Here is a 26,155-nt window from a genome sequence, read left to right as displayed (position 1 = left end):
CCTTAGCCTCGGCCGATCTCCAGGGCCTTGAGGATAATGTTCTTGCCGGCATTAAAAGCAGTTACGTTGGCCTCGTATGAACGTGCCGCTGTAAGCATATCAACCATTTCATCGGCCACGTTGATGTTGGGATAAGCAACGTAACCGTCAGGCCGTGCGTCCGGATGCGAAGGATTGTATACCAACCGGGGTGGGGATGGGTCCTCGACTACGGCCACTACCCGCACTCCGCTGCCCAATGCCTCCTGGGTACCCCAGGCATACGGGTCCAAAGATTGGGCTAAGCATTCGCTAAAGACCGGCAATTTCCGGCGATAGTAACCGCCATAGGCACCCCTGGTGCTCTCCATATTGGCTAGGTTACTAGAAATCAAATCCAAACGCAGACGCTGGGCGGTCAGCCCCGACCCGCTGATGGATAAAGCCTGGAACCATGCCAAACCTATCGCCTCCCCTCATTGATGGCATACCGAAGCATTGCCAGCCGGGTGTTTAGCTGTTGCGAGGATATTTGGTAATTGAGCGTGTTGGCAGCTAGCTCTATCATCTCTTGCTCAATGTCAACATTGTTGCCATCGGTTCGCATCGCAGTGCTCTCGTCCCGCACTACCTTGGGAGATATCTGCCCCAATTCGGGCAGATTGCTAATATGGCCGGGATGAGTCGTCCACAGAGCCAGTTCTCCCTTATCCATGAGAGCTTTTCGCAATTGATCTTCGAACTGTACAACTAATCGCTTATAGTTCGGGGTATCAATGTTAGCCACATTGCTGGCAATAGCCCGTTGGCGGGCAGCAGCCCCATCCAGATTTTTGACCAACGCTACCATGGTGGTTGTATCCAGCATATTCCTTCACCCCTTGCAGTACGATATTCTATAGTGCCTTTAAAAAGCAACCTGCCCAGCCAAGGCGCCGGGCAGGCTTGCTAAGAAACGGTTAAAAAACCATCACCTGCGATTCCAGCAGCCTAGCCATCATAGCTTCCCAAGGAAGCCTTAGACCCTTGGCTTTGCGCTCTTTCTCTTTCGAGAAGATTGCCTTTTATGGAATCGGAAACCGATATTCCGTTTATCCTTTTGTTTATCCTTTGATCACAGAAAGCCAATGAGAACCAGGATATATATTGTACTAAAATTTTCCCCCTGTGCTATCTTTTTCTTCCCATAGTTATTTCTTTCCATGGCTAGGTATTTGTTTCCACATGTTTTGACAAAATCCTGCTAGGACAAAACTTTTTTCGACAAAAAATTTATTAAAAAACCGAAAAGCGACCTATTAGGTCGCTCACAATAAAGATAGCCCGTGGCCTTGGATTTTCTTAATTCTTAAAAGCACCTCAGCACAATCGGTTAATTAGCCGCCCACAACCAACAGTTGGCTTGCTTAGCCAGTGGTCACTTTTGGCAGTACGGAGTGTGGTCAAGAGTTTAACCGCATCCAGCTGCAAATCCTTAATCTCCCTCTGAAGTATCAGATTTCTTTCCAGAGCTTTCTGCAACAGTTCCACCAACTCGCCTGTAGAGATGGCTCCGTCTCCAGCGCCTAATTCTATCTGCTTACCCCAGTCTAGGAATTCCTTTTCGGTCTGGCAAATGTCCTCATAACGACCCTCGGCTATGATTTGGCCTTGTCTTGTCAGCAACTCCTCAATTCGGCGCTGGAGGTCGTGACTATCCATGGGTTTCTATCCCGCCTCGAGTATAGTTGCCACTGCGATATACCCTAATAGCCTGCATCCAAGCGTCCCGCAGTTCTGCAACCAGACGTTGAACCCCTCCGATGGCCTGAGGATCTTTTTTGAGGTTGGCCCTTAACAGCTCTCTGTACATAAAATCATAAAGGCTACCCAGACTGCCAGCTATGGGGCCCGCACTGTAGTCTAATCCCATTATGAGCTCTAATACAATGTCCTCGGCCCGGCACAGACTTGAATTGACTTGATCCAAGCGATTAAGCTTGAGAGCCTCTTGGGCTTGGCCCAGAAAGCGCAACAAGCCATCATAAAGCATCAGCACCAGCTTCTCCTGAGAGAGAGTTTGCACTTGGTTCTCTTGATAAGCACCGAGAGCTTTGGAAGCATAATTGTCTTGCATGTTTACACCCCACTCGGCGTCTGAGCGGTCATCCTGGCAATCTGCCCGGCTAGCCAGTTACCCTGACTCTGTAGTGTTGCCAGCGCCCGCTCCAGGGCCAAAAACTGCTGCCGATACCGCTGCTCAACCTGGGTCAGTCTATCCTCAAGCCTTTGGGATTGATCGGCCATGTCTTTTAAGATGCGGTCCAACCCATCTTGCTTGGCTGGAATCAGCCCATCGCCGCTACGGAGCAAGGAGTCAAGGTATCCAGACAAGACCTGGGCCAGGCCTTTCCCATCATCGGTGCGAAAAAGAGCACACACCTTATCAGGATCCTGCAAGGCTTCGGAAAGCTTAGCATCACTGATGGAGAGCTTGCCGGCGCTGTCAAAGAGTAGGCTAGAGGAGCTATCGCTAGTACTGATACCGATCTGAGGCAGACAGCTATAACCTCCGCTAGCAGCCGCAAAGCGATCGGTCACTTTGGACCACAGATTTTGCTTTATGTCCATCAAAGCAAGGTCGCCCTGTAGCTCGCCTTTGTCACCCATTTTGCCGGCAATTAAGCTCATGACCGAGTTGTACTGGTCGACAAAGGCCTTGATGGCATCCTTGGCTTTCTGAGTATTATAGGCAATTGTCAGGGTGACCGTTCGGTTCCCGTCTGCTCCTACTAAGTTCAAGGTTACTCCCGGGATAACATCGGTGACGGTGTTGCTCGATCTTTCAATCGTAATACCGTTGACTATAAAGGAAGCATTTTCAGGAAACACTACTGTATTGTTAACAACGGTAGCGGGGTTGTTCGGATCTGTTTTTATTAGTCCCAACTGCAGCAGAACCTGCTGCCCGGAAGTGTCGCCCCCTAACGTAATGGCACCTTCAGTTTTACCTGTCTTCAATGAAGTCAGGACCAAGCGGTTGTCTATTATGTCTGCTCTCACGTTGGCGTTTTTAAGACTGTTGATTTTGTTTCTAATGGAGACCAGGCTATCTTCTAGCCTAACATCAATTACTGATTCGCTGTCGTTGTTAATCATGATGTTACCACTGAGGTTAAGGGCATCATCGAGGTCTTTTAACTGAGGGTTTATTTCGCTGAGGGTTTTGGATTGCACTACCTCCGCTTTGGCCAATGCCTGAACTGTGATCTCGTATGACCCAACAGCGGCGTCGCCACTGGCTTGGGCCGTGAGTATATCTGGATCGCTGGAAGCCGCTGTAAGGCTGGTGAAGGTAGATGATAGCGTCAAGTCAAACAATTTGTTCTTAAGATCAGAGAGACGGGAGTATATGTCCTGCCAAGCGCTTTTTTCGGCAGTAATGGTGCTTTGACGCGTCTGCAGCCTAGTTAAGGGGATGCGTTCGATATCCATTAGCTGTTGGATTATGCTATCCGTATCTATGCCCGACGCTAGACCGGTTATGGTTATCGATCCCATTTGCCTGCCCCCCATCAAACTAACTCGTTCACCAGCAAGCCAATGGCGTACTGAAGCTGTGTTGCCATCCTCACCATATCTTCGGGAGGAATGCGGCGAATTATTTTGCCTTCGTTTTTATCGATTACCAAAACGTAAACTTCGCCGCTTTCCCGATCGATCTGAAAGCGGATACTGATATCAAAAGCCTCGGTGGCCTTGTTCAGCTTGTTGGCTACCTTTTCCAGATCTAGGCTTTGTCCAGAGCTTTTTTCCGGTTGGCCGCCGATGATAGGAAACCTTTCAGCCTCTTTGACGGCTAGCTTGCGGTCGCGTTCTTGGACTTGTCCCAAGATCAAAGGGTCAACACCTTGCACTTGCATTTAGTTTTCACCCCTGCGTTTGGTTTACGTTTAAGGTTATCGGCCAACCGGAAGAAGAACTTTAACCCCGATAAATGAGCCCCAACCGTAAGCCTGCTTCACTATCTGATAAACTCCACCACTTCTTGTACCGGCCGGCGAGACGAAGTAGGCTGCTCGGCAGGATAACCCACTGGAACCAAAGCCACGAAATCGTACTCCGGAGGAATCTTTAGCAGCTCTTCAATCTCCTCCTTCGCCTGGGCCGGGCCAGTCATCCACACCGCGCCCAAACCCATCTCATGAAGTGCCAACAACATTAAGGCGATGGCAGCTCCAATCGACTGAATCCGGCTGTTGGCAATAGCACGCCCATGTTGGATCTTCACCGCTAGGGGATCGGATGAGCCGCGAGCCTCCACCAACCGATCGGCTAGGGAATGGTAACGGGTACAACAAACAGCAATGGCGACGGGAGCTGTGCGGAAAAAGCCGGCCAGCTGACGCCATGGCTCCACATTGGCACCAATTTGTTGGGCTTCAGGCCAAGAAGCCATGGTATCCACGGTTCGTTGCACAGCATCAGCAACGGCGCCAATAACTTCCCGATTCTTTATAACGTAAAAGCGCCACCCCTGAAAGTTCCCGCCATTGGGAGCCCAAGTAGCCAACTCAATGGCCTTAAGGAGCATCTCATCAGCTACCTCTCGGTCTTCCCACCTGCGGATAGAACGTCGGCCCTTAATGATTCTTTCTAGTACATCCTGCTGCAAGACCCATCACCTTCCAAGCGTTTTAAGTATCTTTCTTGTCCAGGCGTCCACCAATGGCATTGCGACCTTTTTTGGCCCACTTGCCCAGTTCCTCCGCCATTGCCACCTCAGCCTTGGAAGCCGAAATGTTGGCCGCCTTTATCGCTTCATAAACCTCCAATCGGTGGATGGATACATGGGGAGGAGCACTAATGCCAAGCTTAACTTGATCCGGCTCGATGCCCAGTATAGTTATAGTAATATTGTCCCCTATAACTAAAGTCTGATTAACCTTGCGAGCCAGGACTAACATGACTATCTCCTAACCACAGGCCTCTTCGCTCAGAGCAGGCCGGCCATGAGGAAATAAGCGGTGTCGGGTGGAATAGGTAGTGCCATCAAGGACTATCTGCTTGCCCTTTCGACTTGAGTTATTGATAACTATTGGCCCCAGCAGGTTGGTAGTTGCGTTCCATGCATCGCCATCGGGAAAGCTGATGGTAGTAAATACGACTACGTCTTCCTGACTCTTGATCGCCAGCTCTTCCAAGAGCGAGTCGGAGAGGATTACTTCATACCCAGGGCAGAAGACAAAAGGATCTACCAATAAAATTGCCAACGATGGGTCACTTTTGGATTGCAGCCACTGGAAGGCTGGATTCTCTAGAACCGGGTACAAAAAGAATTCCTTCTGGTCTTCGAAGCCAATAAGCCCAGACTCAAAATAAATGACCTCGCCATCCGGCACCACTACTCTCCCGAATTTGGCAGTTTCAACCACCATGGCTATAGTTCACCTCGCCATCCCCACTCCCCACAACTAGGTTACATCCCATTTTCACAGTTAGCGCAAGAAGTCCAAAAGCGAGGGCTGCATGGTCCTAGCCCCAGTTGCCAAAGCCGCTCGGTAAACATACTCCTGCATAGCGTAGTTCATGGCTGCCTCGGCTATATCCACATCCTCCAGCTGGGATTGAATGCTGGTAAGATTAATGTTGTCGCTGCTTACCCGATCTAGCCCCATTTCCATCCGCTGACTCCTGGCCCCTAGCGAAGCCCGGATGGAAAGCAAATGATCAATCTCCTCGTCAATGGACTTTATGCTGTCTCCCGGGTTATCGTTAGGATCCTGAAGGGCTTTCTTTAGATCGATTAGAACTTGAAAAGTTTTACTTTCCTTAGTGCTAGGATCCACCCCGAACGCCTCTTGGCCGGATACATTGGCAGCCACTTTCACCCCGGGAGATATTTCCCATTGAAGCTGGCCATCATCTCCGGCATAGACCACTATTTCCGATCCATCCGGTTTACTACTTCGCGAAAACGGCGTCTCCCGGGTGTAATGGCCACCAAATATATATCTTCCTTCGAAGTTGCTGTTGGCCACCTGGAGCAACTCGTTGATTAACTGGTCGACCTCCTCAGCCATAGCAGCCTTGTCCTCAGGGGCTAGGCTCCCGCTGGCACCGTATACGGCCAGTTCCCGAGCTCGCTGAAAGATATCCGTTGCCCTGCCAAAAGCAGCCTCGGAGGTATCCAACCAAGCCTTAATGTCGCGCATGTTGTTGGCGTACTGCTCTTGTTGTTTTATAGTAGCGCGAAGACCCATCACCCGCACTGCTCCCACCGGGTTATCTGAAGGAGAGGATATAACTTTTCCGCTGGACATTTGATTCTGAAGCTTATTTAGTTGCTCTAGGTTCCGGTTCAGGTTATTTAAGACTGTCCCGACTAACATGTTGTTTGTGACTCGCATTGGCGCACCTCCGCTAGCCTCAGGGTTTCGTTGCTCCACTAGGATCCCGTCCGGTTGATCAGAGTATCCAGCATTCCGTCCAGGATGGTTAAAGCCTTGGCGCAGGCGTTGTAGGCATGCTGGTACTGGAGCAGAGAAGCTACTTCTTCGTCGATGGACACTCCCGATATGGCCTCCTGGCGCTGCTTCAGCTGGCTGACCAGGGCGTTTTGGTTGTCCACCATACGGATGGCCTCCTGGCTGGCCACGCCCAGCTGGGAAATGATGTTGGCATACCATTCGTCCAGCCGCATTCCCGATTCGCTTTCGTCTACTTCCTTCAACGTATAATGTCCTTCGCTATCTAGCACTCGTTCGAGATCTTGATTTCGAAGCTGCGCTATCGCCAGCGCATTATCCCCATTCCCGGGGTTGATGGCGCCGCTAGTATCCTTAGTATTTTCGCTAGACGCTGCTATCTTCATGACATCATCACGGATGTTCTGTTCCACGTCTATGTCTCTGGCTCCAGTACCTTTGAAAAAGGAGATTCCCGTCTCTCCTTCTAAATTCCAGCCTTGCTTGTGTTGCTCATTTACTATATCCCTTAGGCCTCGGGCCAGGATATCCAGCTGATCTTGGTATCCTTTTAGCAAGCGGTCGCGGACGTCGATGGCACCAAACAACTCTCCGCCGCTAATAACTGCCCACTGCCCGTCGTCTTTCCATTTAACCATTAGGCTAGTGCCGTTGCGATCGGTTTCTAATTCCCTGGTCACCGAGCCTTGAACCAGTGGGTGCCCGCCAATGCTAATATTGATGGCTCCGTTTTCCTGCTCCCGGGCCTGGAAATCCACCACTTGCGCTAAATCATCCAGTAACCGGTCTCGCCGATCCATTAGATCATTGGGCTCATCGCCCATCCTTTTCACTTTCACGATCTGGTTGTTGAGATCAGCGATCTGCCGGGCTAACGAATTAATTTCTGTAACCTTAATGCCAACTATGTTATCTAAATCAGTGTGCAGCTGGTCCAATTGTTGCGCAGCATGCCGAATTCCTTCGGTAAGGGCAAGGCCAGTTTCCACAACTGTGGTTCGCACAGGCGGACTCTCCGGCCGCTTGGAGAGCTCCTGCCAGCTATCCCAGAACGCAGCCAGGAGCTGGCTTAATCCAGTGTCCGACGGCTCAGGGAGGATCACCTCGATTTGCCTGAGATTATCGCGCTGAACCTCCCAGCGCCCCAAAGAAGTGATCTCCTTGCGAATCTGGCCATCAAGAAAGGTGTCACGAATGCGGGCAATAGAGGCTATATCGACGCCAGTCCCCACCTGCCCCACACCTGGTTCCGGGTAGGCTGGAGAGGCCACCAGCTGAACCCGTTGCCGGCTGAAGCCAGGAGTATTGGCATTAGCCACATTATGGGAGGCAGTCTCCACTGCTTTTTGCTGGGCTTGCATTCCCTTGACTGAAGTATAGAACCCTAGAAATGTCCCCGACACTGCCATGCCTCCTAGCGAAGTTCATTAATGCCGATGCTGCCTTTGGTCTCATACGCCACTTCCCCAGAGGAAGTATAGACCATCCTAGCTTCATTGAGATTGAGGCGCGTAGTGGCCTCGGCAAGAAACCCTAGGCAATCTTTTATTAGCAAGTGATTGAGCCGGTTGATGTCTCGAAGCTTTGTATAGCTGGATCTGAGGATTCTTCCTAGCTCCAGCAGTTCCGATTGCAATTCTCCAGCTTGGGCGGCAATTTGGCTTAGGCTGCAATCGCGGCCGAGGTCTAATGCTTGCTCAAGCTGGCGTTGCACCTTTAAGCGCTGCTGTTCGAGTCGGTCAAGCTCCCGGGCCAACTGTTCCTGCTCGTTGACGGTCAGGTTTAAAGCTTCTAAGTCACCATGCCGGATGCAGTTAAGTTGTTTCTCGCCTAGCCTGAACAATTTTTCGGTAACATCGTTCTGCTGGACCAGAATCTCCTTGAGCGAAGAAAACAAGTTCGGGCAACGCTGCATGCCCTTCACCTCTTTTTAGCCATTTCGGCTTGTTCCCGCATCTCCGCAAGCAAACTCTCCGCAATTTTAAGGCTGTCCACCTGGTAATCGCCAGACTGAACCCTTTCCTCTAGTTCTTTGACCCTATCCATACGAGCATCAGGCACCTGGTTCAAACAAGCCAACACTGCCTGCAGCTCCTTAGCGGAGCGGGATAATGTTACTTTGTCGCCATGGCCAGTAAGGGGTTGGTGATGTTCCCCTCCTACCCTGGTATCTTGGGAGGTTATTAAAACGTAGGTCTTTAAAATATGCTCTATATCTATACCCTTTTCTATCTTCAACGCCTCGGTCACCTGCCCTATTAACACCATACCCTTTATCGACAACTGAGAGAACAAACTTGAGGCTAACCATCCTACGGCTGTTGTTGCCCTACATGGGATATGATTTCATCTTTGATCTCCGAAAGAGGCACTACTTTGTCCACCGCTTGTGCCTCTATTGCCGCCTTCGGCATACCGAAGACGATGCAGCTGGATTCGTCCTGGGCAATAGTAAATCCTTTGCTTTCCTTGATTGCCTTTAGGCCTCTAACGCCGTCAGAGCCCATGCCGGTGAGAATTACCCCCATGCTTCTTGACCCGTATATTTGCGCTACTGACAGCATAAGCACGTCCACCGATGGTTTAAAGAGAGTTGGGACCGGAGTTGCTTCGCCTAGCTGCACCCTCACCTTTCCCCCCCTTGCTGTCAACTGCATCTGTTTGCCAGCCGGTGCCACTAATGCTGTGCCAGCTTCAACGGCTTGCCCAGAGCTGGCTTCCTCAACTTGTAGCTGGCTGAGATCGTTAAGGCGCGCCGCTAACGCCTTGGTGAAGCCAACGGGCATATGCTGAACTATCACCAAAGCTGCCGGCAAACTGCCTGGCAGGTAAGGTAGTATCTGGCTTAAAGCTGCTGGCCCCCCAGTTGAACTGCCAATCGCAACTATCTCGGCTTGGTTGGCCCGATCCATCACCTTGCCTTCATTACCCGCTCGGTTACTTGCTGGCTTTAACCACTTCTTGTATACCGCCAGCTTAGTTGTGGGCACCTTGGAGGCAGCAATGACTTTAGACAGAACTTGTTGCCTTAGGAGGTCGAAATTGCCATCTCGGGTAGGTTTGGGAACAAAATCTACTGCCCCTTCTTCGAGCGCCCTTACGGTGGTTTGGGCACCATCGGTGGTAAGCGCACTGAGCGCGATAACCGGCCTTGGAAACCGGCTCATGATTTCCCGCAACGCCGAGATTCCGTCAAGGACCGGCATTTCAATGTCCAGCGTAACTACATCGGGATTGAGCTTTGAAACTAGCTCCAGTGCCTCTGCTCCGTTGCGAGCCTGCCCTACCACTCGAATTTCGGGGCTGGATTCCAAGATTCTGGTCAAAACCTGCCGCATGAAAGCAGAATCGTCAACTACTAATACTCGGATTGGGTTATCCCTCAATTAAGACCCGCCTGCTCGACAAAACCTCGAACGTCCAGAATCAAGGAGATACTACCGTTACCGAGGATAGTAGCCCCGGCAATACCTGGTATCCGCCCCAAAAAGTCTCCTAGAGACTTAATGACGATTTCCTGTTCTCCCAGTAGTTCGTCCACCACTATTCCTACCCGCTTATCAGATGCACCCACCACCACTACCGATAGTCCGGAATCGGCTTCGCCTTTATCTGTCTTAAATACGGTAGACAAATGGTGCCCACCATAAATCTGATTCAGATTGCATAGTGGTAATACGCTCCCGCGCAGCAGTATAACTTGGCGTCCGTGAACAGTCTTAATCTCTTCAGGTGATATCCGAATGGTCTCCATTACATTCACCAGAGGAAATGCATAAATGACGCCCTGGTGCTTGACCATGAGAGAACGGTTGATGGCCAATGTTAGAGGCAAACGAATTGTAAACTTGGTTCCTTTCCCCACCTTTGTGCTTATATCAACGGTGCCGTTTATCTTCTCCACCCGGTCGCGCACTATGTCCATGCCAACCCCCCGGCCCGAAATGTCGGTTACCTCCTTGGAAGTGGAGAACCCCGGCAAGAAAATCAAGTTGAGGCACTCGGCCGTATTGAGCCGAGAAGCTTGCTCTTCGGTAATTAGGCCCTTTTCCACCGCTCTTCTCCTGAGAACCTCGGGATCCATGCCTTGACCATCGTCTTCTACGGTTATGATGATTTGGTTTTCATAGTGGAAGGCCCTGACAGCGATAGTACCAACCGGATCCTTTCCCAGCCGAATCCTCTCCTGTCGATCCTCAATGCCATGGTCGACCGCATTGCGCAATAAGTGGATTAACGGATCGCTGATCTCTTCAATAACCGAGCGATCTAACTCTGTCTCCCGACCTTCAATGATAAAGTTAATTTCCTTTTGAGCTCGCCGGGCTAGGTCTCTCACCATTCGAGGAAAGCGGCTAAAAACTTGGTCGATAGGCAGCATCCGGGCCTTCATAATCTCCTCTTGCAATTCCCCAGTGAGCCGACCAAGGTGAGTCGATACTTCTTCTAGGGCATCCACGACTGGATCATTCCCCAAACGAACCCGGACCTGGCTACCTATTTCTTCCACCCGAGTGCGGTCAATCACCAACTCGCCGACCAAGTTCATGAGGTTGTCAAGCCGTCCCACGTCTACTCTTACGGTTTGCAAGAACCGGTACTCGTGCGGCAACGCTTCTTCGGTTTCGGCAGCACCGGTACGGACCTTAACATCGGCACCGACTTTCTCAACCCAGACGCTTTCAAGTTCGGCAATGGTATCCAAGGCTTCTTCAACTTCTCGCTGATCGGCTTGGGTGACAAGGTAAAAAAGGAATACCCGGTCGAACTTCTCAGCTTCGATGTCCTCAACAGGAGGTACAGCCTTGATGATTTCCCCCATCTTTTCTAGGCGATTAAAAACCAGATAGGCTCGAACTGACTTCATCTGGCATCCACTATCCAGGCGCACTGTGATTTTGTAGGTGTAAAATCCCTTTTCCTGAGCCGCCCTAATCACCGATTGTTCGCTATCGGTCAAGCTAGTGTCTTCTATACTCTGCTCATGAGCTCCTGGCGAATTAGAAGGGACGCCTTTTTTGTGATCTGAAGCGGAAAAGGACTGTAACCTGTCCACCAGGGCCTTAACTTCAACCGGCTGCGCAGGCCTACCAGCTACTTCATCTACCAGCGACCTCAAGGCATCCAAGCTCTGCAAAAGGACGTCGATCAGCTCGCTAGTAACTTCACCGTTTCCCTGGCGGATTTTGTCCAGCAGACTCTCCATTTCATGGGTAAGCTCTGCGATGCTATCAAACCCCATGGAGGCTGAAGATCCCTTGAGAGTATGAGCTACTCGGAAAATATCGTTAAGCAAGGCACGGTTGGTTTTCTCTTGCTCCAACCGCACCAGTTCCTGGTCTAGGGACTCGAGGAGCTCCTCTGCTTCCTCTAAGAACACTTGCGTATACTCTGACATATCGGGACCTGCCACTTTTGCCACCTCTTAAAGACTGGCCTTAGCCGCTTGGGCCGGCGCTTCGCCCTTTTTTGTTTCAGCCTCATTTTGAAGCATAGCTTGGTTAGCGCTATCTTTGAGCTCAGCCTTTTCTTCCCTTTTAAGTACCTGGTTTAAATCGAGAAGCACAATCAGGCCTTTTTCCCTCTTGCCCACGCCGCGCAGGTAGGCAGCATCCACGCCACCGACCATAGGAGGCGCAGGCTCAATCTGGTCTAAAGGCAGTCGAATGACCTCCGAAACCGAATCCACAATCATGCCTACAGTTACGCTATCCATCTCAATAACTATAATCCTTGATGATTGAGTTTTCTCCTGCAGTGGCAGGTTAAACCGTTTGCGCAGATCGATCACAGGAATAATCCGCCCACGAAGATTGATTACCCCTTCCACGAAATCGGGAGTGCGAGGCACCTTGGTAATTTCTTGCATACGAATAATTTCGTGTACAGAGCTAATGTTGACTCCGTAGGTCTCCCCAGCCAGCTGAAAGACTACTAGCTGCTCCTCCAGTGCCATATCCAAAGTTGAAACCTCCTCAACCAGACTTGCTCCATATTACTTTCATCGGAATCCTTTCTTGGATATTGACAGCTGGAGCTCGAAAATCTTCTCTTCTAGCCAATTTCTAACCGAGGTAATCCCGGCCCAAAGTGGGGTAATTGCGAGATACCAGCCTTCGCTTTCTAAATGTCAATACCAGCTTGACAGCCCACACACCAGCCAACAAATATGTCAAGCGGAGCCACCAGTCGGTCCAAGTCAGCGGCTTAGTAACTGTACTGGCGCTAACGGCAGGGACCACACCCACCTGTTGGCCATTGACGGACACCACTAAATGTCCCAATTGATCCCCTGCCTTAAGGGGAAGTCTAGCGCGATCGACCACCAGGCGGTAGTTAACCTGGTTGAGTTGCCCGGCAGGGCTGGAATAAACCAACGAATCCTTTGCCTGGACGGCAACTTCCTTGCCATTAACTTTAAGACTGCCTACTATTTCGCCAGCCTTTACCAGTTGCAGCTGGCTAAAGTTGTTAAACCCATAATCAAGGAGCCGGGCAACATCAGACCATACGTTGTTTCCAGAGCTTCCCAACACTACCGCCAAGTAGGAACGCCCACCCCGGCTGGCCGAGCCTACTAAGCATTGGCCAGCTTCACTGGTGTAGCCCGTCTTGATTCCGGTTGACCCTGAGTAACTAGCCAAAAGCTTGTTGGTATTAATCAGCGTAGTCTGCCACTCTTGCCCTTGCCAGGGATAGGTTTTGGTTGCCACTATTTGCCTAAAAGTTGGATTCTGCATTGCTACTCGGGCTATGGTAGCTAAGTCACGGGCGGTGGTATAGTGCCCTGGTGCTGGAAGGCCATTGGGGGTAACGAAATGGCTATGAGTTGCGCCTAAGCTGGCAGCTTTCTGGTTCATCATCTCCACAAAACGCGGCACCGATCCGGCTACGTGCTCAGCAATAGCCACAGCGGCATCATTAGCTGAATTCAGCAGCATAGCGTACAACAAGTCCCTTAGGCTATGTTTTTCCCCGGGTTTCAGATACACCGAAGTGCCGTCAATGCCGACAACGCTCTGACTAACAACCACCGTATCCTCTAACCGGCAATTCTCAATGGCAAGCAAGGCGGTAAGTATCTTGGTGGTACTAGCAGGAGCTAATTGGAGATCGGGGTTTTTGGCCCACAGGACTTGGCCACTAACCTGGTCAATCAAAATACCGGCTTTCCCCACAATAGAAGGAGCCTGCGGGGGTTGAGGCAAAGGCGACTGGCTCTGGGCAATTGCCACCGGAACCAGACCGCTCGTAGCCAGCACTATTGCCATAAATATGGGTAAGATGAGTCCGCGCAAATTAATCCCCCTAGCGTTAGGTTTTAGCTACCCAGCCCTTATTCAATATCCCCCGACTCTACTTCTGGGGAGCTAAAGCCCGGGTGAGAGCGTTTATACAGTTGGATGAAATTTAGAATGAACTTTATCTCCTCACTACTGCAGTTGCAGATTAGCCGCAGAACTGACTGCACCTTAGGGTCGCTCAGCACTTCCCGCATCCCTGGGCCCATGACTTGAACCATGTCTTCCAGGCCGACATCTTCCACAATAAAGTAACAGGGGGACATACCCAGTACCCCCGCGATTTTCTCCACCGTTTGCAAGGAAGGCTGAACCTTGCCATGCTCAATTTGACCAATCAGCCCCCCGGATACCCCCGCCAGCCTGGCCAGCTCTGCCTGGGTCAAACCTTGTTCTTCCCGTGCCTTCCGGATCTTGTGGCCTAGGGCACCGCCCTGTCCTACCAAAACTGAGGGTGAAACACCCAGCTCTTCTGCTAAGCGGCGGACTGTGTGCACAGCCGGATAAACATTTCCCCGCTCAATCTCACTTAAATAGGAAATGGATATACCCGCCTTCTCTGCTAGCTGATTGAGAGTCCAGTTTTTTTCCTCCCTGAGTAAGCGTACCTTGTCCCCAAGGCTAATACCTTTGATGTCCCCGTCCAGTTCGACCAACTGGGCCCGGGATACGTTTAGAGTCTGGGCAATGCGGTCCAAGGTGCGAAGAGAAGGTTTTTTAGCACCTCTTTCGATTTCACTTAAATAAGAAATCGATACATTGGCCTTGCTAGCGAACTCAGCCAGAGAATAACCTCTTTCTTCACGGAACTTCCGAATCCTCTCTCCGCGTACCAGCATTGTTCTTTCGCTCCCATTTGAGAAATTGGTTCCCATCCAATAGTATAATTAAACAAACCAGCAGTTTGTCAAGTGTTTGGGAATGGTAATACCCGAAAGGGGCAAACTCATTTTGGTATAATCTAAAGTATCGGGCTTTAAGCTAGCCTAATTTTGGAAACTGGAGGGTGCTTGGTGGATTGTCTTGACTACCTACGTTTAGTTTCACCGCTTGTGGGTGTATCTGGCTACGAGGGGGAAGTGGCGCTATCGATAGCCGCAGCCTGGCAGCCATTTTTGGACGAATGCCAACCGGATAGGCTAGGCAACGTTACCGGGATAAAGTACGGCATGGGAACTGAACCTCGCCCTCGCATAATGCTGGTTGCTCACGCCGACGAAATTGGTTTGGTAATTACCAAAATAGAAAAGGGAGGGTTTTTGCGCTTTGCTACTTCGGGAGGCATAGACCAGCGTACCTTGGTTGGTCAAGAAGTGGTCATTAATGGTTCCGAACCGGTATTGGGCGTCATTGGCGCCAAGCCGCCCCATCTTCAGGATAGCAATGAACAACAGAAAGCTCCGAAGATAGAGGATATGTTCATTGATACTGGCCGGTCCGAGGAGCAGGTTCGGAAACTAATCCGTATAGGTGATATGGCAACTGTGGATCGAAAACTGCTCACCCTTCAAAATGGTGTAGTAGCTGGCAAAGCTTTAGATGACCGGGCCGGTACAGCCGCCATTCTGGAATGCCTGAGGGAATTAAGCTTAATCAAACACCAAGCCGATGTCTTTGCCATAGCTTCGGTACAGGAAGAGTTGGGGTACCGAGGCGCCACCGTAAGCTCCTTTCGCATCAACCCCGACCTGGCCATCGCCATCGATGTTTGTCACGGTAACATGCCTGGCGCTCCCGAGGAGGATACTGCCAAGCTTGGAAAAGGGCCAGCACTGGGCATTGGCCCCCACGTTCACCCCGCCCTTTTCGTTTGGCTCAAGCGGATAGCAGAAGAGCGGGGTATCCCATGGCAACCGGACCCCTCCCCCAGCCCTGAAGGAACTGATGCCTTTGCCCTGCAAATGGCTCAATCTGGTGTACCCACGGCTTTGGTATCCATACCCCTTCGCTACATGCACACCTCGGTAGAAACATTGGCCCTTGCTGATATCCGCAAAACCGGCCAGCTACTGGCGAGCTTTATTGCGACAGTAACCCCTGCTTACAAGGAGGAGCTAGTATGCTTCTAAAAGAATTGGCTGAGGCTTCAGGCCCTTCGGGTCATGAGAGCGAAATACGCCAGCTTCTTCGCAGGTATATCGCTGAGGCCTTGCCAGAATTTAACTCCGGCATGGTCGTTGACGCCTTAGGCAACTTAATCGTTGCCCCCAGAAACCAGTCTGATCCCTCTGCTACCAAACCAAGGGTTATGCTATCAGCCCACATGGACGAAGTTGGAATGATGATTACCTACATAGAAGCTTCTGGTTGGCTGAGATTCCGACCTCTTGGCGGCATCGATCCCCGGGTCTTGGTATCCAAACCAGTCTTGGTAGGTAAGGATCGGATACCGGGCGTAATTGGTGCTAAGCCAATCCATCTTCAGGAAAAAGAAGAACGGAATCGTGCCTTGAAGGTCAAGGACCTATTTATCGACCTAGGATGCAATAGTAAGGAAGAAGCAGAGAAGCTGGTCAAGATCGGAGATGCAGTCGTATTTGCTACTTCTTATACGGAATTGGGGGAAAGGAGGATCCGCGCCAAGGCCTTAGACGACCGAGCCGGTTGCGCAATCCTCTTGGATTTGATGGTTCAATGCCGCGACCTGTCCCTTCCCGTCTACTATACTTTTACTGCTCAAGAAGAAGTCGGACTTCGAGGCGCCCAGGTAGCAGCCTATCGGATAGAACCCCAGGTAGCTTTGGCTATCGAAGTGACTACTGCTTCGGATGTACCGGAGAGTAAGGAGGCTGAGTATTGTTCTTCGCTGGGACAAGGACCGGTAATAACTGTTATGGACCGGTCCCTAGTGTCTCCCCCTCGCCTTTGGCAGCGGCTAGTTGCCATTGCTGAGGCCAATAATATACCGTACCAGCTCAAGCAGGCAGGCACCGGTGGCACCGATGCTGGGGCCATAAGCCTGACCAGGGCTGGAGTGCCAGCAGCGGTAGTGTCAGTGCCTGCCCGCTACATTCACTCGCCGGCCTCTCTGCTGGATAAAGTTGACATGGAGAATACCTACCAACTAGTGCTGGAATTTTTGAGGGATATGGAGAGAAGGGGGCTCCTACAATGAGTAACTTACAAGAGATTTTAGTTCAGCTTTCCCAAACCTTCGGCGCTTCAGGTCGAGAGGACCTGGTACGCCAACTTATTGAGCAAGAAATATTTGCCTATGTTGACGAGATTAAGACCGACCCTCTGGGCAATTTGGTTGCGGTTCGCCGTGGCGAGGGCCGAAAAATAATGATGTCTGCCCACATGGATGAGATCGCCTTAATGATAACTTACATCGACGAACATGGCTTTCTACGCTTTACCAATGTGGGTGGGCAATCGCCAAGCATCTTGCTTGGGAGCCAGGTTGTGTTTGGTAACGGAACCATTGGGGCCATTTACTCTGAGCCTTTAGAAGATCCTAAAAACCTCCAACTTTCCAAGCTCTACATCGATATCGGTGCCAAGGATCGAGAGGATGCCAAAGCCAAAGTTGCCGTGGGCGATATGGCCGTATTTCACAGTCAACCCGCTGTTTTAGGTAATCGATTAATGGCCAAGGCCCTTGACGACCGGGCTGGCTGTGCCATTCTGATCGAAACCATCAAGAGGCGGCCGTCAACTCCCAAGGCTCTTTATTTCGTCTTTTCTGTGCAAGAAGAAGTTGGGGCCAGAGGAGCGAGAACGGCAGCTTTTGGGATCGATCCCGATGTCGCCTTGGCGGTAGACATTACCCTTACTGGAGATACGCCGGAGAGCAAACCACCTATGGCAGTAGAGCTAGGCAAGGGACCAGCCATCAAAGTCATGGACCGGTTGTTGGTGGCCCATCCGGCAATTAAAAGGCTGATGGTCGAGACTGCGGAAATGAGGAGCATTCCCTACCAAATAGAAGTACTTACCCACGGCGGGACCGATGCCGGGACCATCCATATCGCCCGCGAAGGCATACCTTCTGGTGTACTTTCCCTACCCTGTCGGTATGGTCATACGCCCAACGAAATGATCGATCTAGATGACCTGGAAAACGCAGTCAAGCTCTTGGTGGCCCTACTGGAAAACCCCGCTTTATAAAGCGGGGTTTTCTAAGAACCCAGCAGTTACATCCGGGCTGTCTCCACCGCCCGAGCGCACTCGCACTTTCTCTTTTCAGGCAGCGCTCTTACGATGGCTTCCAAGTACTGGCGTAGCTTCTCGTTGTTTTCTTGGAATACCCGAATCACTTCCTGCTGACTAACTGGCTTGATATCAGGGCGACCTTCCAGCCCAACATCATAATCGGTAATTAGAGATATGTTCAAGTAACACATGCCCAGCTCCCGCGCTAAAACCACTTCCGGGTACTGAGTCATATTGATGACCTCCCAGCCCATCTGGCTAAACCAACGGCTTTCGGCCCGGGTAGAAAACCGAGGGCCTTGGATAACCACCACCGTTCCGCGCGGATGCACTCTCAGCCCCAGCTTTTTGGCCTCTTCCAAAGCAACCTCCCGCATCTCTTGGCAGTAAGGATCCGCCATGCCGATGTGGGTGGTAGTGGGACCATCGTAATACGTGTCCTTGCGACCATTGGTTCGGTCTACAAACTGGTCACACAGAACGAAATCTCCGGGCATGATATGCGGCTGTAAGCTGCCCGAGGCGCATGGGCCAATGACCCTTTCCACGCCCAATGACTTCATAGCAAAAAGGTTAGCCCGGTAATTGATCATGTGGGGCGGAAGGCTGTGGTCCCGCCCGTGCCTAGGAAGAAAAGCTACTTTTTTGCCCCCAAGCTCTACCAAGGTAATCCTGCTGCTAGGCGGACCGTACGGGGTATCCACCTTGATAGACTCTGCTCCTTCCATGAGCTGGTAAAACCCAGATCCACCAAAGATTCCGATGGTAGCTCTGGTCTCGTTTTCTACCACCATGGGCACCTCCAAACCTAGTACTTAATCAGCGAGAATACATCATATTTTCGGAGTTTCTCCCTGCCTTTGAGATCGGTCAGCTCTATCAGGAATGCTAAACCTGCGACTTCACCACGGAATTCCTCTACCAGCTTGGCAGCAGCCAGAATTGTTCCTCCCGTAGCCAAAAGATCGTCAACGATCAATACCCTCTGCCCAGGGTAAATGGCATCCTGGTGAATCTCTAGTGCCTCAGTACCATATTCCAGTTCATACTCAATACGAGCTTTTTTAGCTGGCAGTTTACCTGGTTTGCGGACTGGAATGAAGGGAAGCCTTAGGCGATCTGCCAGCGGAGCCCCAAAAATGAAACCTCGCGATTCAACGGCTACTACAGCATCAAGCCTTTGCTCCGCATAGTGGGAAGCAAAGTCATCCATGACCTCCGAAAAAGTAGACCCGTCCTTTAAGAGGGTGGTTATGTCCCGAAACAGTACCCCCGGTGCAGGAAAATCTGGAATGGACCGAATTTTGGCTTTTAGCTCTTCTTCACTAATCAAGGCGTCTACTCCCTCCTAAATTCACTTCCTAGCTATCTGAATGCACTCTTATAGCTTATTCGCTGTTTTTGGCCAACTACCTTCTATCTGGGACCTACCTTTCCTGCAGCTTAGCCCAACGAATGCGGCTGATTATGGAAGGATGGCTATAGAACCAAAACTCTAACCACGCCGGCGGGTCAATTAACGCAAGGTTTTGATCGCCAAGCCTAGCCATCACCTGACAGAAGAGCTCAGGGTTGCCTGTAAGCTTCAGGGCAAACTCATCACTTTGGCGTTCAAAGAAGCGAGAAAGAGCATTGGCAAGCGGCTGCAAACCCAAGCTTCCCAAGGCAAAGACTGAAGCTACCCAGGGTAAGACTATGGGGTCGCAAAGGTAGCTTGTTCCGGCAATCGGCAGAACTCTAGGCAACAACCACCACGCCAAAATGACCACAGTCAAAGTTCCCACAGCGTCAAACAAGAAGGTTTTCCAAATATGGCCATGGTATTGGTGCCCTAATTCGTGGGCTAAAATGATTTCCACCTCGGGGGGACTGAATTGGTTCACCAAATTATCGCCTAAGATGATCCGGCGCGTTCGGCCCCACCCCGCTAGCATAGCATTGGCTCCGCTGGTCCTGCGGCTCATGTCCATTATATAAATGCCCTGGCTAGTCAGTCCTGCTGCCTTTACCAATTGTTCCAGCCGCTGCACCAATTCATGATCCATAAGCGGCTCAAACCGGTTGAACAGTGGCATGATAAGCACCGGGCCCAAATGGACCATTGTCAAGGAGAACAACGACAGTGCCATCCAAGCCCAAAACCACCAATCCAACGGCCTAGTTGTCACCAGCAAAAGAAAACCTGCTCCAGCCAAGCAACTTATAATTACCTCCAAAATAAATTCCAGTAGCCAGTCCTGTAACCACCCCCACCAAGCTTGATTAGATAGGCCAAGGGAGTAGCCAGTGCGGTAAGTGGTTACCAGCGAAACCAAGCCGCTAAGGACCCGCCAGCCTAAAACCATTAGAGCTACGAATACTCCCACTTGTAAATAGGCGCTAACCTGGCTCACTATCAGTTTCCAAATCTGTTGACCGCCACCCCCGATGGACAAAACCGCTAAGTACAATGCCCCCAAAACCAAGTTTAGGAACCGTTCGGCCAACACAGCACGGCTATACCTCTGCGCCATCTTTCTACGAACAGGATCAAAGTAGCTGCTGTACGCTGCCGATTCCCTTTTCTTTGGCTCAGCCTTGGCCAATAGCGCTCACCCTAGGGCTATTTTCCTCGCAGGTGGCCAGAATCCTTTTTTCCTGCCTTCGCATATTTGCGGTTAATTGCTATACTTGATGCAGTGATGGGGGTTGATATCTTGGGTCAAAAAATAGGCAACCGGGTGGTTTTTCTGGGGACAGGCGGCGCCCGAATCGTGATGGCCAAGCAACTTTTGCAGACTGGGGGAATATGGGTCTGCTTGGATGGCGTTCAGATCAGCCTAGATCCGGGGCCAGGTGCCTTAGTATATGCTACCGCTTACCACCTCGACCCTAGCCAGCTTGATGCTGTGCTGATTTCCCACCGACATTTGGATCACTGCGGCGATGTCAATGCCATGGTGGAAGCCATGACCGCCGGTGGACTCAATCGCCATGGAGTAATTATGGCTCCCAAGGATGCTCTAACCCAAGACCCGGTCCTCCTTAGGTATGTTCGCAGCTATGCCAAAGAAGTAATTGGTATAGACCCATACTCGCGCTACCAAGTTGGTGACGTAACCATCGAAGTATCCATGCCCCATGATCACGGCAGCGCTGAGACTTACGGTTTTAATTTTGTCGCCCAAGATATAATTGTCTCCTATGTGCCCGATACCTCGTACTTCCGGGAGCTCAGTACCTTTTACCGTGGGGATATATTGATAATCTCTATGCTAAGACTTCATCCGGAACCAAGTTGGATCAAGCACCTTGCCCTTCCCGATGTTATCCGAGTCCTCAACCAGATGAATCCCAAACCGAAAAGGGTGCTACTAACCCATTTTGGGCGGCAGCTGATTGAATTTGGCCCTGACCGAGCTGCCAAGGAGATTGGTGAGGCCTCAGGAGTGCAAGTGTTGGCGGCACACGATGGGGAAGTTTTTGACTTGGATTTAGGGCTAGATTAGGAGTTAAGGCCCGGAAAAACTATCACCTTCATCGGGTTGAAGCATCTGTTCAATTTTTTCTTGGGCCCAAGCTGCATGAAACTCCTCATCGACCAAATTTTCCATTAGCAACGTTTTCAGCACCGGGTCATCGACTTGGTTAAGTACCCGAAGGTAGTGATCGATCGCCTTTTGTTCTACCCAGACGTTGGCCTTAAGAATATTTAGAGCAGATAGCTGTCCACCCACCATTCCGGCCACCTCTCCGACTAAAGGGGCAATTCGAGTGAAAGAGGTGGGTTTATGTCCCATTTCTTTAATTTTCTCTTTTATCTTGGAAACATGCTCTTGTTCCATATTCATCGCTCTTTTAATGCCAGTAGCCAAGTGTTCATCGCCAAGTCCATGAATTACTGCCTGGTATTGATCGCGATAAAACTCAACCTGCTCAAGCTCTAGCGCCAGGGCATAATTTAAGAAATCGAGAATTTCTCGTTTGCCCATCCTAACCAGCTTTTCACTACGGCCAAGGTTCTGAAACATAGCTCTGTACAGACGAAACCCAAAATAAAGAAAGGCTCCGGCGACCATGCTTGCTGCCAGCCCAGCCCATCGAGAGCTGCCCCAAAAACTTCGACTTGATACCCTTCTTTGGCTCATTCCCACCACCATAAATAGTCTAGCCAAAAAACGACAAAACAACCTTGACCCTCATACATTGAACCGGAAGTTAATGACATCTCCGTCCTTAACGATATAATCCTTGCCCTCCAAGCGCACCAGACCTTGCTCACGAGCCCGGGCGATGGACCCACAGCGTTTTAAGTCCTCAAAAGCCACGACTTCTGCCCGGATAAACCCGCGCTCCATATCGGAGTGGATTTTGCCGGCCGCCCTTTTGGCATTGGTCCCTCTGGGAATGGTCCAGGCCCGAACCTCATCCTCTCCAGCTGTCAAGAAGGAGATTAAGCCTAGATGAGAATACATGGATTGGGCAAGCCGTTTAATGCCTGCCTCTTTTATACCTAAAGAACGCATGAACTCCTCTTGTTCTCGTGGATCCAGGGCGTTAATCTCGGCTTCTATCTGGGCACATATTTCAAGCAGCGGGATTCCGGCTTGCTCGGCGTAAGCACGTACTCCTTCCGCCTGGGGATAAGAGTTTTGATCGAGTTGTTTCTCGTCGATGTTGACCACAATTATTACCGGCTTTTCGGTCAAGAATCGCAAATGGGCTATAGCTGCTTTCTCTTCCGGCCCAAGATCAACTTCGCGAAAATACTTCTCATCGCTAAAAGCTTCAGCGCACTTTTCTAGAACCTTGAGTTCCGCCAACTGTTCTCTCTTCTGTTTGCCACTGCGAATACGTTCCATACGGGTCTCTACCAGCTGCAAATCTGCTAACAACAGTTCAACGTTTATAGTTTGGATGTCACGAAGGGGGTCAACGCTGCCATCAATATGCAGCACGCTAGGATTCTCAAAAGCACGGACAATGTGAACCAGGGCATCGACTTCCCGAACATGCTCTAAAAACTGGTTGCCCACTCCCTGGCCCTGACTAGAACCACGCATCAGGCCAGGCACATCCACAACCTGAAGCTGGGCATAAGTGGTTTTCCTAGGTTTAAAAATCTCAGATAAGAAGTCAATCCTAGCGTCTGGTATTAAGCATACGCCGGTTCGAGTATCGGTTTTGCCGGTAAAAAAAGCGCTTGTGTCAGCGCCAACATGAGTAAGCAGGTTAAAGAAAGTGGTCTTGCCCACAGTGGGCAGTCCTACTAAGCCACAGGATAATGCCATGATTTGCCTTTACTCCTTACTATAATCTTCACCCGGTCTGACATAAGTACCGCTCTTGCCACCGCTCTTCTTGACTAACCTGATATCACCCACTACCATACCTCTGTCTACTGCTTTGCACATATCATAAATGGTAAGACCAGCTACGCTAACAGCAGTCAGAGCCTCCATTTCTACTCCGGTAGGCCCGTTTACCCGGGCCACCGCTTCAATCTCTACCGCGCTACTCTCGTAGTTAAAATCGAAGTCAACTGTGACCGAAGTTAGATTGAGGGGATGGCACAAGGGAATCAACGATCCTACTTGCTTGGCCGCCATAATACCTGCTACTCGCGCTGTTGCCAACACATCCCCCTTAGAGATAGAACCATCGGCAATTAAGGCCAGAGTTGTGGGTTGCATTCGCACTCGTCCTCGAGCTATCGCTTCGCGCATAGTCGAGGGTTTACTGGTTACATCAACCATTCGGGCCTGACCCTTTTCGTCAACGTGACTAAGTTGTGCCACCAGCTCGATCCCCCGCTAGTTCAGGCTTTGAGCGTGCCTCGGATTTGCACACCCGTAACTGTGCTTCTTTGATTGTAGGTCGCGCCAGCGTGCAAAGTCAAGCATTGACTTCTGTCTTACCCATCTTGTCCCTGAAAATATGGCCGCAATTCACTGGCCAAAACTTCTGGAGTGCGAATGGCCAGCCCCTCTCGGTAAAGAAGCTGAAAAACGTTGACATCCGGAGCATTAAGGACTGGATGCAGGGGAAAGCGCGGTGTCATTCGGGCGTGGACCCAAAAGTATTGCTGCCCCTCAGTCCCAGGATAAAAAGCCAAGTTGAAGCTATAGACAGAAGTTGCTTGAAAGTACTTAAAAGCCCTCACCAGGCCATGGGTAAAATCGGTCCAATCGTCGCTGGTCAGGTCGAAGAGGCTGTACTTATTGGGAAAGACAATGAGGATGTCCCCGGCCATGCCCATAGGTGCAAAGGCGCTGAGCCACTCCACCGCACCAGTTGCGCCTAAGTAGCGCTCCCCAGCTTCTTTTTCCGTCCGGATCAGATCAGCCCAATAACTACATCCCCAGTGATCATAGTATTGCCGAGAAGCAGCTTGTTCCTGGCAATACTGATTTCCAGGATAGCTAGTTACAAACGTTTGCAGGTGAGGATGCACCTGGGTACCCCCTGAAGGAGGCATGTAATTCCAGGCCAGCAAAGTATATGGAAGGTCTGAGCAGGCTTTACGGACCCGTCGGGCATACTGTACTGCAGCCTGAAAGGCGTTTACCAACACCTCTACCGTAAACTGTTCCAAGCCAACAAAATGCTGCCGCCCCATGACCACCACGGCGCTATGAGCGTCATACGGTAGGAGATTGGGAACAACAGTGGCCTCCCCGTAGCTTAGGCGACCCTCCGGGCATATCCAATCAGGAAATCTCGGGGTTACCTTATCTAGATTTTGGGGACAGAATGGACACATTAACTGGGCATCCTCGCTCACAAAAATAGAAAAATCCGGCTTTGCTAGGGTAGCTGCGCCCAAATGGGCAATCCGGCTAGTCGCACCAGTCAAAGGATCTTTCCTAATTTCGCATTCGACTTCCGATCTTTGAAAACCCAGCCGCGGATCGTAAAAAACCGCCGTTTTCCGATCGCGGCTAAATACAATTCGCTCCCTTGCCATTACCTAATACCCCCAGCAAATTTTATGGCTCCTCACCGATTTTACGGACAAATTTCGCCTAACCCTCAAAGAATTCCTGCCCCCAAACCAAATCTGTAGGTATTCCTAGACTGCCGGCTTGGAGTGAGCTAATCCTTGCTCTAGCTAACTAGAAATGCAAGCAAGCCCTCGTGAGCAAACATAATGAAAAAGGCGCCGGAGTTACCCCCGGCGCCCGGCATGGGAAGAGGATTTATTGGGTAGCGCCAGCATTCTGCTTTTGGAGGAACTTCATAGTATTGTTCAGCGATGCTGCTTGGGCATTGACTTTGTTGAACATCCCCATCAGTTGGTCTAGCAGTCCGGTTACAGGCTGAATTAGCTTAAAGATTGGACCAGTCGATGACATATCAGGGAATTTCTTGTTCATTTCATCTAAGGTCTTGATAACTTGGTCCATTTTGGCGTTCATACCTTCCATCTGCCCTAGCAAGTTTGCCATTTTGCTATTCATCTCGCCCATGGTTAGGCTCATGCCGCCTAGGGTCTCATTCATGCCGTCCATAGTGGCAACCATAGTTGTGATCTGGGCATTCAGCTTCTTCATCTCCCCAGTCATGCCTTCCATCAGCTTGCCCATGGCACCGAGCTTTTCGTTGAGCACGCCCATGCTCTGGTTCATGGCGCTAACAGTGGCAGCCATTTGGCTTAGTTTAGCATTCATAGTGTTCATGCTGGCAGCCATACTGTTCATGCTTTTTTCCATGGATCCCAGAGTGGCAACCATTGCTTGCATGGTGCCTTTCATTTCTTCAGTATTAGCTCGAGTAGCTGCCAGGTTCTCATCAATTCGCTCCAGGTGCTTGGTCATCACTCCTAGGGTTTCGTTCATCTGGGGCAATGCACCCATCTTCTCTTCCATGCTTTGCATGGTAGCATACATATTATTCATAGTAGCAATCATATTGATGCCTCCGCTGGCAGCGCCAGTGGCACCAAGCGCTAGGACTAAGCCGATTACCGGGACGGCTTTTGCCACCAGTGACAGCCCGGCAATGCTTTCTACGACACCTTTAAACACCGTTACAACCTCCTTTCAAAAATGACCTTGTTTGTTAAAGACCGATCTCGTGTACCATTTTCGACAGTAAGCTGTTAATGGTTTGAACGGTGCTATAGAGGCCCCTTAGGTTTCCCTCCATTTGCTTCAGCGCTATTTCAAAGTTTTTAGGCATAATGTTCATGTTGGGAAATTTGCGGTTCATTTCTTCTGATTTTCGAGCCATGACTACTATTTGGTTGGATAGGAGCACAGCCTGACGGTTGGC

The 26,155-nt window shown here is 50.6% G+C and carries 30 protein-coding genes and 1 riboswitch; of the genes, 4 read left to right on the top strand and 26 right to left on the bottom strand.

Features of this window, described 5'->3' with window-relative positions:
* Positions 1-2: 2 nt before the first annotated feature.
* The 18 genes from flgC to H5U02_04365 all read right to left on the bottom strand — a co-directional run bounded on the left by flgC (position 3) and on the right by H5U02_04365 (position 14,586).
* Positions 3-440: a flagellar basal body rod protein FlgC gene (gene flgC / locus H5U02_04450; GenBank protein ID MBC7341683.1), complete on the bottom strand. Its 438-nt coding sequence runs from the start codon at positions 438-440 to the stop codon at positions 3-5.
* Between the two features lie 2 nt (positions 441-442).
* The gene (gene flgB, locus H5U02_04445) at positions 443-847 is read right to left on the bottom strand and encodes a flagellar basal body rod protein FlgB (protein MBC7341682.1); all 405 of its coding nucleotides are present in this window, start codon (positions 845-847) and stop codon (positions 443-445) included.
* A 113-nt stretch (positions 848-960) separates the two neighbouring features.
* A riboswitch (cyclic di-GMP riboswitch) is annotated at positions 961-1,051 on the bottom strand.
* 287 nt (positions 1,052-1,338) lie between these two features.
* Positions 1,339-1,680, bottom strand: a complete 342-nt coding sequence (locus H5U02_04440) for a hypothetical protein (protein ID MBC7341681.1) — start codon at positions 1,678-1,680, stop codon at positions 1,339-1,341.
* On the bottom strand, positions 1,673-2,095 hold the full coding sequence (fliS, locus tag H5U02_04435; GenBank protein ID MBC7341680.1) for a flagellar export chaperone FliS: 423 nt from the start codon (positions 2,093-2,095) through the stop codon (positions 1,673-1,675). Before fliS ends, H5U02_04440 begins: the two co-directional genes overlap by 8 nt.
* Before the next feature lie 2 nt (positions 2,096-2,097).
* A complete protein-coding gene (fliD, locus tag H5U02_04430) occupies positions 2,098-3,519 on the bottom strand; it encodes a flagellar filament capping protein FliD (GenBank protein MBC7341679.1) in 1,422 nt (473 codons plus the stop codon).
* Between the two features lie 14 nt (positions 3,520-3,533).
* A complete protein-coding gene (locus H5U02_04425) occupies positions 3,534-3,881 on the bottom strand; it encodes a flagellar protein FlaG (protein MBC7341678.1) in 348 nt (115 codons plus the stop codon).
* 101 nt (positions 3,882-3,982) lie between these two features.
* Positions 3,983-4,633 carry a nitroreductase family protein gene (locus H5U02_04420; GenBank protein MBC7341677.1) on the bottom strand — a complete coding sequence of 217 codons (651 nt, stop codon included), beginning with the start codon at positions 4,631-4,633 and terminating at the stop codon, positions 3,983-3,985.
* 22 nt (positions 4,634-4,655) lie between these two features.
* Positions 4,656-4,925: a carbon storage regulator CsrA gene (gene csrA / locus H5U02_04415; GenBank protein MBC7341676.1), complete on the bottom strand. Its 270-nt coding sequence runs from the start codon at positions 4,923-4,925 to the stop codon at positions 4,656-4,658.
* 9 nt (positions 4,926-4,934) lie between these two features.
* Positions 4,935-5,396: a flagellar assembly protein FliW gene (locus tag H5U02_04410; GenBank protein ID MBC7341675.1), complete on the bottom strand. Its 462-nt coding sequence runs from the start codon at positions 5,394-5,396 to the stop codon at positions 4,935-4,937.
* A 60-nt stretch (positions 5,397-5,456) separates the two neighbouring features.
* Positions 5,457-6,368 (bottom strand): flagellar hook-associated protein FlgL, encoded by a 912-nt coding sequence (flgL, locus tag H5U02_04405; GenBank protein MBC7341674.1) that lies wholly within the window; start codon positions 6,366-6,368, stop codon positions 5,457-5,459.
* Between the two features lie 38 nt (positions 6,369-6,406).
* On the bottom strand, positions 6,407-7,849 hold the full coding sequence (flgK, locus tag H5U02_04400) for a flagellar hook-associated protein FlgK (GenBank protein ID MBC7341673.1): 1,443 nt from the start codon (positions 7,847-7,849) through the stop codon (positions 6,407-6,409).
* Positions 7,850-7,860: 11 nt separating this feature from the next.
* Positions 7,861-8,361, bottom strand: a complete 501-nt coding sequence (gene flgN / locus H5U02_04395) for a flagellar export chaperone FlgN (protein MBC7341672.1) — start codon at positions 8,359-8,361, stop codon at positions 7,861-7,863.
* 5 nt (positions 8,362-8,366) lie between these two features.
* On the bottom strand, positions 8,367-8,684 hold the full coding sequence (gene flgM, locus H5U02_04390; GenBank protein MBC7341671.1) for a flagellar biosynthesis anti-sigma factor FlgM: 318 nt from the start codon (positions 8,682-8,684) through the stop codon (positions 8,367-8,369).
* Positions 8,685-8,758: 74 nt separating this feature from the next.
* Entirely contained in the window at positions 8,759-9,784 is a 1,026-nt protein-coding gene (locus H5U02_04385; protein MBC7341670.1) for a chemotaxis response regulator protein-glutamate methylesterase, read from the bottom strand.
* A 44-nt stretch (positions 9,785-9,828) separates the two neighbouring features.
* Entirely contained in the window at positions 9,829-11,844 is a 2,016-nt protein-coding gene (locus tag H5U02_04380) for a chemotaxis protein CheA (GenBank protein ID MBC7341669.1), read from the bottom strand.
* A 27-nt stretch (positions 11,845-11,871) separates the two neighbouring features.
* Positions 11,872-12,402 (bottom strand): chemotaxis protein CheW, encoded by a 531-nt coding sequence (locus H5U02_04375; protein MBC7341668.1) that lies wholly within the window; start codon positions 12,400-12,402, stop codon positions 11,872-11,874.
* 109 nt (positions 12,403-12,511) lie between these two features.
* Positions 12,512-13,744: a D-alanyl-D-alanine carboxypeptidase gene (locus tag H5U02_04370; GenBank protein MBC7341667.1), complete on the bottom strand. Its 1,233-nt coding sequence runs from the start codon at positions 13,742-13,744 to the stop codon at positions 12,512-12,514.
* Positions 13,745-13,782: 38 nt separating this feature from the next.
* Positions 13,783-14,586 (bottom strand): transcriptional regulator, encoded by an 804-nt coding sequence (locus H5U02_04365; protein MBC7341666.1) that lies wholly within the window; start codon positions 14,584-14,586, stop codon positions 13,783-13,785.
* Positions 14,587-14,760: 174 nt separating this feature from the next.
* Here H5U02_04365 and H5U02_04360 point away from each other — a divergent pair, with 174 nt between their 5' ends.
* The 3 genes from H5U02_04360 to H5U02_04350 are packed head-to-tail and all read left to right on the top strand — an operon-like array spanning position 14,761 to position 17,857.
* Positions 14,761-15,816 carry a M42 family metallopeptidase gene (locus H5U02_04360; GenBank protein ID MBC7341665.1) on the top strand — a complete coding sequence of 352 codons (1,056 nt, stop codon included), beginning with the start codon at positions 14,761-14,763 and terminating at the stop codon, positions 15,814-15,816.
* Complete coding sequence (locus H5U02_04355; protein ID MBC7341664.1) at positions 15,807-16,862, top strand: M42 family metallopeptidase; 1,056 nt, start codon at positions 15,807-15,809, stop codon at positions 16,860-16,862. The genes H5U02_04360 and H5U02_04355 overlap by 10 nt, the downstream gene beginning before the upstream one ends.
* Positions 16,859-17,857, top strand: a complete 999-nt coding sequence (locus H5U02_04350) for a M42 family metallopeptidase (protein ID MBC7341663.1) — start codon at positions 16,859-16,861, stop codon at positions 17,855-17,857. The genes H5U02_04355 and H5U02_04350 overlap by 4 nt, the downstream gene beginning before the upstream one ends.
* Before the next feature lie 26 nt (positions 17,858-17,883).
* Here H5U02_04350 and H5U02_04345 read toward each other — a convergent pair whose 3' ends face one another.
* The 3 genes from H5U02_04345 to H5U02_04335 all read right to left on the bottom strand — a co-directional run bounded on the left by H5U02_04345 (position 17,884) and on the right by H5U02_04335 (position 20,487).
* Entirely contained in the window at positions 17,884-18,696 is an 813-nt protein-coding gene (locus tag H5U02_04345) for an S-methyl-5'-thioadenosine phosphorylase (protein ID MBC7341662.1), read from the bottom strand.
* Positions 18,697-18,710: 14 nt separating this feature from the next.
* Positions 18,711-19,232 (bottom strand): adenine phosphoribosyltransferase, encoded by a 522-nt coding sequence (locus H5U02_04340; protein MBC7341661.1) that lies wholly within the window; start codon positions 19,230-19,232, stop codon positions 18,711-18,713.
* Between the two features lie 97 nt (positions 19,233-19,329).
* On the bottom strand, positions 19,330-20,487 hold the full coding sequence (locus H5U02_04335) for a M48 family metallopeptidase (protein MBC7341660.1): 1,158 nt from the start codon (positions 20,485-20,487) through the stop codon (positions 19,330-19,332).
* Between the two features lie 111 nt (positions 20,488-20,598).
* Here H5U02_04335 and H5U02_04330 point away from each other — a divergent pair, with 111 nt between their 5' ends.
* Positions 20,599-21,390 (top strand): MBL fold metallo-hydrolase, encoded by a 792-nt coding sequence (locus H5U02_04330; protein MBC7341659.1) that lies wholly within the window; start codon positions 20,599-20,601, stop codon positions 21,388-21,390.
* Positions 21,391-21,393: 3 nt separating this feature from the next.
* On the opposite strand, the gene H5U02_04325 is transcribed toward H5U02_04330, so the two are convergent.
* From H5U02_04325 to H5U02_04305, 5 genes are all read right to left on the bottom strand, one after another.
* A complete protein-coding gene (locus H5U02_04325) occupies positions 21,394-22,071 on the bottom strand; it encodes a ferritin-like domain-containing protein (GenBank protein ID MBC7341658.1) in 678 nt (225 codons plus the stop codon).
* A 9-nt stretch (positions 22,072-22,080) separates the two neighbouring features.
* Positions 22,081-23,172: a redox-regulated ATPase YchF gene (ychF, locus tag H5U02_04320; GenBank protein MBC7341657.1), complete on the bottom strand. Its 1,092-nt coding sequence runs from the start codon at positions 23,170-23,172 to the stop codon at positions 22,081-22,083.
* Between the two features lie 9 nt (positions 23,173-23,181).
* Entirely contained in the window at positions 23,182-23,679 is a 498-nt protein-coding gene (gene moaC, locus H5U02_04315; protein MBC7341656.1) for a cyclic pyranopterin monophosphate synthase MoaC, read from the bottom strand.
* A gap of 116 nt (positions 23,680-23,795) precedes the next feature.
* Complete coding sequence (locus tag H5U02_04310; protein ID MBC7341655.1) at positions 23,796-24,848, bottom strand: hypothetical protein; 1,053 nt, start codon at positions 24,846-24,848, stop codon at positions 23,796-23,798.
* A gap of 232 nt (positions 24,849-25,080) precedes the next feature.
* Positions 25,081-25,908 (bottom strand): hypothetical protein, encoded by an 828-nt coding sequence (locus tag H5U02_04305; GenBank protein MBC7341654.1) that lies wholly within the window; start codon positions 25,906-25,908, stop codon positions 25,081-25,083.
* Positions 25,909-26,155: the final 247 nt, after the last annotated feature.

It is taken from the genome of Clostridia bacterium (assembly GCA_014360065.1).
Lineage (GTDB): Bacteria > Bacillota > DSM-521 > Neomoorellales > JACIYF01 > JACIYF01.
The sequence above is the reverse complement of the archived record's forward strand: the minus strand, read 5'-3'. Positions and strand labels throughout refer to the sequence as shown.

Excerpts from the sequence above, each read along its gene's own strand:
- H5U02_04310 (MBC7341655.1), bottom strand. The coding sequence starts at position 24,848 with ATGGCAAGGGAGCGAATTGTATTTAGCCGCGATCGGAAAACGGCGGTT.
- flgL (MBC7341674.1), bottom strand. The coding sequence starts at position 6,368 with ATGCGAGTCACAAACAACATGTTAGTCGGGACAGTCTTAAATAACCTG.
- H5U02_04355 (MBC7341664.1), top strand. The coding sequence starts at position 15,807 with ATGCTTCTAAAAGAATTGGCTGAGGCTTCAGGCCCTTCGGGTCATGAG.
- H5U02_04385 (MBC7341670.1), bottom strand. The coding sequence starts at position 9,784 with ATGCGGCAGGTTTTGACCAGAATCTTGGAATCCAGCCCCGAAATTCGA.
- H5U02_04365 (MBC7341666.1), bottom strand. The coding sequence starts at position 14,586 with ATGCTGGTACGCGGAGAGAGGATTCGGAAGTTCCGTGAAGAAAGAGGT.
- H5U02_04425 (MBC7341678.1), bottom strand. The coding sequence starts at position 3,881 with ATGCAAGTGCAAGGTGTTGACCCTTTGATCTTGGGACAAGTCCAAGAA.
- H5U02_04410 (MBC7341675.1), bottom strand. The coding sequence starts at position 5,396 with ATGGTGGTTGAAACTGCCAAATTCGGGAGAGTAGTGGTGCCGGATGGC.
- H5U02_04375 (MBC7341668.1), bottom strand. The coding sequence starts at position 12,402 with ATGGCACTGGAGGAGCAGCTAGTAGTCTTTCAGCTGGCTGGGGAGACC.
- flgN (MBC7341672.1), bottom strand. The coding sequence starts at position 8,361 with ATGCAGCGTTGCCCGAACTTGTTTTCTTCGCTCAAGGAGATTCTGGTC.
- flgB (MBC7341682.1), bottom strand. The coding sequence starts at position 847 with ATGCTGGATACAACCACCATGGTAGCGTTGGTCAAAAATCTGGATGGG.
- H5U02_04350 (MBC7341663.1), top strand. The coding sequence starts at position 16,859 with ATGAGTAACTTACAAGAGATTTTAGTTCAGCTTTCCCAAACCTTCGGC.
- csrA (MBC7341676.1), bottom strand. The coding sequence starts at position 4,925 with ATGTTAGTCCTGGCTCGCAAGGTTAATCAGACTTTAGTTATAGGGGAC.
- H5U02_04380 (MBC7341669.1), bottom strand. The coding sequence starts at position 11,844 with ATGTCAGAGTATACGCAAGTGTTCTTAGAGGAAGCAGAGGAGCTCCTC.
- H5U02_04440 (MBC7341681.1), bottom strand. The coding sequence starts at position 1,680 with ATGGATAGTCACGACCTCCAGCGCCGAATTGAGGAGTTGCTGACAAGA.
- fliD (MBC7341679.1), bottom strand. The coding sequence starts at position 3,519 with ATGGGATCGATAACCATAACCGGTCTAGCGTCGGGCATAGATACGGAT.
- H5U02_04345 (MBC7341662.1), bottom strand. The coding sequence starts at position 18,696 with ATGGTGGTAGAAAACGAGACCAGAGCTACCATCGGAATCTTTGGTGGA.
- fliS (MBC7341680.1), bottom strand. The coding sequence starts at position 2,095 with ATGCAAGACAATTATGCTTCCAAAGCTCTCGGTGCTTATCAAGAGAAC.
- ychF (MBC7341657.1), bottom strand. The coding sequence starts at position 23,172 with ATGGCATTATCCTGTGGCTTAGTAGGACTGCCCACTGTGGGCAAGACC.